The organism is Microcoleus sp. w2-18bC1 (assembly GCF_036700365.1).
GTDB lineage: Bacteria > Cyanobacteriota > Cyanobacteriia > Cyanobacteriales > Microcoleaceae > Microcoleus.
Genome location: NZ_JAUBOS010000010.1, coordinates 141,698 through 147,889 on the forward strand (window position 1 = coordinate 141,698; position 6,192 = coordinate 147,889).

The following is a 6,192-nucleotide window of genomic DNA, read 5'->3' on the forward strand; positions in this document are numbered from 1 at the left end:
TCCTCCAATGACCTATTTTCGTTCTGCTCTAATTTTGACATTAGGTTTTGGGCTGCTACCGCTAGCAGTGCGATCGCAACCCGTAGTCCCTGCTACTGACGGCACGAATACTGTTGTTAAGTCCGAGCAAAACCGCACAGACATTAGTGGCGGACAACTGTCAGGAAACGGGGCAAATCTGTTTCACAGCTTCAGCCAATTTAATCTCAGCGAAGGTCAAATAGCTAATTTTATAACTAATCCAAATATTCAAAATATTTTAGGGCGGATTTCCGGCGACAATGTTTCCCTCATTAACGGTCTGATTTCTGTAAGCGGCGGTAACTCAAATTTATTCTTAATGAATCCGGCGGGAATTGTCTTCGGTCAAAATGCTAGATTAAACGTGCCGGGGTCTTTTTTCGCGACAACTGCTACAGGTATTGGGTTCGGCGATCGCTGGTTCAATTCTGCCGGAATTAATGATTACAAAGCTTTACTGGGAAATCCCAATCAATTTAATTTTAAAAACTCACAAGTTGGTGCAATTGTCAATGCCGGAAACTTGGCAGTTGGCAGCGGGCAAAGTTTAACTTTACTCGGTGGCACCGTTGTTAATACAGGACAATTATCCGCTCCCCATGGTCAAGTTACTGTGGCTGCTGTTCCGGGACAAAATGCAGTCCGTATTAGTCAAGTTGGCAATTTATTGAGTTTAGAAATTACTCCGTCTTGGCAGTCAGAAAACTCGGCGATCGCCCCGGTTTCTTTGCCTCAGTTGCTGACGGGCTCCGGCGTAGCATCAGCCACAGGTTTAACGACTAACGAACAAGGTCAATTGGTACTGACTGGCGGCCAAACAGTACCCGCAGTTGCCGGAAGTGCGATCGTCTCCGGTTCGGTAAATGTATTTGGCCGTTCCGGGAATGCTGGCGGCACAGTCAATATTTTAGGGGAAAAAGTCGGACTCTTCGGCGCAAATATCAATGCTTCCGGCACTGACGGCGGAGGTACTGTGCGCGTCGGAGGCGGTTTCCAGGGGATGGAACCAGTGCCAAATGCCCAGGTAACTTATGTTAGTCCTGATTCTACGATCGCAGCAAACGCGATCGACCGTGGCAATGGCGGCACTGCGGTAATTTGGTCAGACAATACAACTCGCTTCTTGGGCAATATTACTGCTCGCGGCGGCATCGCCGCAGGTAACGGCGGAACAGTAGAAGTTTCAGGCAAAAATGCTTTAACTTTCCAAGGAGAGGTCGATACCCGCGCGACTAACGGTGCGATCGGCAACCTGTGGCTCGATCCGGCAAATATTGCGATCGTCAGCGGTAACGGCGACACCAGCGCGCCATCTGGCGGGGAACTCGCATCGGCACCTGAACCCAATGAAACATCGATCTCAGAAGTACAGTTGGAACAGATGGCGGCCGGCAGCAACGTGGTTATAGAAACCCCCGGCTACATCACCCTCCAAGACTTACCCGATAACCAACTTTCCCTGCAAGCAAGAACGGGAGACACCGTAACATTTAGATCCGGCGGAGTGTTTGTTGTCAATGATCCCAAGGATTTAATCGAGACTCAAGGTGGCAACATCAACATTTTCGCCAGCAGCATCTCTCTGGGCGGACTTAATGCCAACGGTGGCAATATCGCTATCACTGGTAACGGCATTGACTTCAGAGGCGGCAGCAATTCTATCAGCAGTGCAGGGGGAACAATTCGCTTGCAACCCAACGATAGCCGAGCAATTCGGATCGGTGGTACCGGCGATATTTTGGGCATTTTGGACTTGACGGCAAGGGATCTCGGCACTTTGGCGGGGGATTTCGGCTCGATCGCGATCGGGCGCGAAAACGGTAGCAGCTCCTCGATCGCGATCGTCGCACCCATTACCTTCAACAGCCCGCTGACACTTCAAGGCAGCTCGATCGCGATCAACAATCCCCTGAGAACAAGTGGCAGCGCTAGCTTGACTCTCGACGCGCCCCAAACTGATCTCAACGCCAACATTGCCACATCCGGCGGCGATCTCACTTTTACAGGAAACGCATCCCTCAATGCTGACGTAGCTTTGAGCACGGAAGCTACCGGCAACATTCTGTTCTCCGGTAGCCTAGACGGATCTCACGCCCTGAGACTAGACGCTCAGCGAGTGCTGTTCGGCGCTACAGTTGGTCAAGCTGCACCGCTGGCGAGTTTGAATGTCAACGCCAGCAGTACCGAGGTTTCGGGCAATATTGCGACATCTGGCGACATGACTTTCAATAGTAACGTCACAGTCGATCGCACCGCCGCCCTAGCCGCCACTACCGGCAATATCACTTTTGCCAATACCCTCGACAGCATCCCGGGCCGGGCTAATAATTTGACGCTGCGCGCTGGTGGCAACATTACTTTTGACGGCAGAGTCGGTCAAACTCAGAGGTTGGGCCAGCTCTCTGCCGATGCTGCTAGCGTGACGGCTGCTTCCACAATTACAGCACGAAGTTTGAGCGTTAACGCCCGCGATTCCGTTACCTTCGGGGGGGACACCACGGCCGCTTTGGGAGCCGATATCAAGGCAGAAAACGTCTTCCTAGAGGGTAATTTAAGGGCGGATGGTGGCAGCGTGAATCTGCAAGGAAGCGGGGAGGTGCGGACTGGTAATATTACCTCGAATGGTGGGAGGATTCGGGTTGAGGGGAATACTGTTGCTGCAGGTGCGATCGACTCGTCATCGGCGGGAACAGGAGGCGAGATCGCTCTCCAAACCAATGCTGGGCCTTTAACTGCCGGAGCTTTGAACGCTTCGGGGGCGATCGGCGGAAATATCGATGTCACCTCGAAAGCGGGCATTTCGGCTCTAGATATCAACTCCAGCGGCACTTCAAACGGCAACGGCGGAGGCGTTTCCCTGAACGCGACTGATAACATTCAGTTGGGCTTTATCAATGCTCAAGGTGGCACTGGTGGCGCTGGTGGCAGCGTTGATGTGACAACCCTCGGTTTGTTTCGCTCGAACAATGTTTTCAACGATATATCGGGCAATTCTTCGAGTATTTCTACTGCCGGAGGTGCGGGGGCGGGGGCGATCGCAATTGGGCACGGAGGCGGTATCGATCGACCGTTTGTAGTTGGTGGCGCGATCGACAATGGAACCCTGGGAAGCATTAATGCTGGCGCGGGAAACGCCATTTTGCCCACTTTTTCTTTTGGACAAACTTACACCCAAGGAAATTTACCAAATCAGATTTCTCTAATTACACCTGCCGCGCCCTCTACTCCTGCACCAATTCCCGAACCAATTCCCGAACCAATTCCCGAACCAATTCCCGAAACAATTCCCGCACCGCCTGTAGTGCCAGTAGTCCCCGTAAATCCAGATCCGGCGCTGTCACTTCCTGCATCTGTGCAAGTAGAATTGCGATCGCAAAGTCCATACAAAACTCCCGAAATTAGCCCGGATATTTTCGCTCCTTCTCGCAGATTAGATGGGGCTGGTTCGGGAGTTTTAGAGTTTGAGCAAACCTTTACTCGCGAGTACGAAAAATATCTGGACTTGCCCGCAAGAAGACCGATTAGTAATATGTCGGTAATTTACGAAAATCTTCGCAAAAATGAACAAATTACCGGGATAAAATCTGCGATTATTTATATGAATTGGGTCAGCAGAGCGGATGCACGCGCGGCTAAAGAAAATGGTTCGGTGCTGGTGGCTAGTCAGGATTTATCTAATCTATTACCTGTGAGAAAAAACCTCGCATCCCAGCCTCCTCATCCTTTAGAAGATAAGTTTGCCCAGAGGTTGCCGCCGGATGGCAAAGAAGTTTCCGATGTTCCTAATGGGGAGTATTTAGAATTAGTGTTAGTAACAGCTAACGCTCAACCCCAGCGCGTTTTAATTCCGGCGACAACGCGCTGGCAGGTGTTGCAACTAGCCGATGCCCTGCAAAGCGAAATAACTAATCCCCGAAAAAGAAGCAGCCTTAGTTATTTGGATACCGCGCAAAAACTTTATCGGTGGTTAATTGCGCCAGTTGCTGCAGAATTGACAGCTTTAAAAATTGACAATTTAATTGTAATTCCGGCAGCCGGTTTGCGGAGCGTGCCGTTTGCGGCTCTTCACGACGGCAAAGGCTTTTTAGTTGAGAAATACAGCATTAGCGTGATGCCGAGTCTGAGTTTAACTGATACTCGCTACGACAATATTGCGGATGATGAAGTTTTGGCAATGGGGGCGTCGGTATTTGAAGATAAAGCGCCATTACCAGCGGTACCGGTGGAGTTAGAGTCGATCGCGCCGCCCGATCGGGGAAAATCATTTTTGAATCAAGATTTTACTCTCGGAAATTTGCAAGCTCAGCGAGCAAATCGACCTTTTGGTATCATTCACTTAGCAACTCACAGCGAATTCCAGCCCGGAGAACCGAAAAATTCTTACATTCAGTTGTGGGATACTAAATTACGTATCGATCAAATGCGGCAGTTGCGATGGAATGAACCGCCGGTGAATCTGTTAGTTTTAAGCGCGTGCAGTACCGCTTTGGGCGACGAAGAGGCGGAGTTGGGGTTTGCGGGTTTGGCGGTAGCTAGCGGTGCTAAATCGGCTTTGGCGAGTTTGTGGGAAGTCAGCGATGAGGGGACTTTGGGGCTGATGACTGAGTTTTATCGGCAGTTGCGAACCCCCAGACGCGGTGGCAATTTGATGATTAAAGCGGAGGCTTTGCGGCGCGCGCAATTGGAGATGCTGCGGGGGCGCGTGCGGATTCAAGACGGGATGCTGCGAGTCGATGGGCTTTCTGAAAGTCTAATTTTGCCTCCTGAAATTGCTGCGCGGGGCGATCGCGTGCTTTTGCATCCTTATTATTGGGCCGCCTTTACAATGATTGGTAATCCTTGGTAATGAAGATGTTGAATGAAGAAGGAAAAAGAGCCGGTTTGCACTCGCTTTCATTGCATGGTGATTCGCCCTATTTATACTCTAATTATGCAACGCCCACATCTGCTATGAAGACCAAGGGCGATCGCACTTCACTCTGTTTTGCCGCATTTTGCAGGAAACTGGGGAGCGATCGCACTCCTGACCGGAACGTTTAGCCGTCTTATTTTTAAGAAATGTTAATAAACAATAACTTTTCTTTTTAAACTTAAGTTTTTATTAAATTTTCGGATATTATTATGTATTAGATAATACATATACTTAATTAATTAACAATTGCTAAAAAAATAATTGAGTATTAATACTGACAAGAGGATGTAAGAATGATTAACTTACCGGGCTACGACATTACCAACCAAATCCATGAAAGTAATAATTCTTTAGTTTACCGGGGACTGAGAAAGCAAGACAACCAACTGGTAATTATCAAATTTCTCAAACAAGATTATCCGATGCCAGCTTCGTTAGTCAGATACAAGCAGGAATACGAAATTACACACAATCTTCACCTAGAAAGTGTGCCTAAAACCTACAGTTTAGAAAGATACCATAACAGTTTGGCTATCATTTTCGAGGATTGTGGTGGAGACTCATTAAAGCTCTTGTTGGCTTCTCATCAACTTACCTTAGAAGAGTTTTTATTAACAGCTATTAAAATAACCAGGGCTTTAGGTGAAATTCATAGACATAAAATTATTCATAAAGATATCAATCCCAGCAATATTATTATTAACTCAAGCACAGGGCGAGTTCAAATTATAGATTTTGGCATCTCTACAGTTTTAAAGCGCGAAAATCCTAGCCTGAAAAATCCTAATGTTTTAGAAGGCACTCTTAGCTATATATCGCCGGAACAAACAGGCAGAATGAACCGATCGATCGACTATCGCACTGATTTTTACTCATTAGGAGTCACTTTTTACGAACTGCTAACGCGGCAATTGCCATGGGATTACAGCGATGCAATGGAATTAATCCACTGTCACATTGCCAAACAAGCAGTACCGCCCCATCAAATCAATCGAGAAATTCCTAAAGCTGTTTCTGATATTGTGATGAAGCTATTAGCGAAAACTGCTGAAGCCAGATATCAAAGCCCTTGGGGAATTATCGCTGACTTAGAAGAATGCCTAGAACAATTAAAAACTATGGGAGGAATTGCAGATTTTGCGATCGCCCAAAAAGATATTACAGATAAGTTTCAAATCCCTCAAAAACTCTACGGCAGAGAAACAGAAGTTGAAACCTTATTAGCAGCCTTTGAGCGAGTCAGCAGAGGCAGCACCGAA

At 48.0% G+C, this 6,192-nt stretch carries 2 protein-coding genes; both read left to right on the forward strand.

Features of this window, described 5'->3' with window-relative positions; translation table 11 throughout:
* Positions 1–7: 7 nt before the first annotated feature.
* Positions 8–4,867 (forward strand): CHAT domain-containing protein, encoded by a 4,860-nt coding sequence (locus tag QT979_RS09270; RefSeq protein WP_333210327.1) that lies wholly within the window; start codon positions 8–10, stop codon positions 4,865–4,867.
* A 359-nt stretch (positions 4,868–5,226) separates the two neighbouring features.
* Positions 5,227–6,192, forward strand: a 966-nt coding sequence (locus QT979_RS09275; RefSeq protein ID WP_333309372.1) for a protein kinase domain-containing protein, incomplete at its 3' end; no start/stop codon positions are given.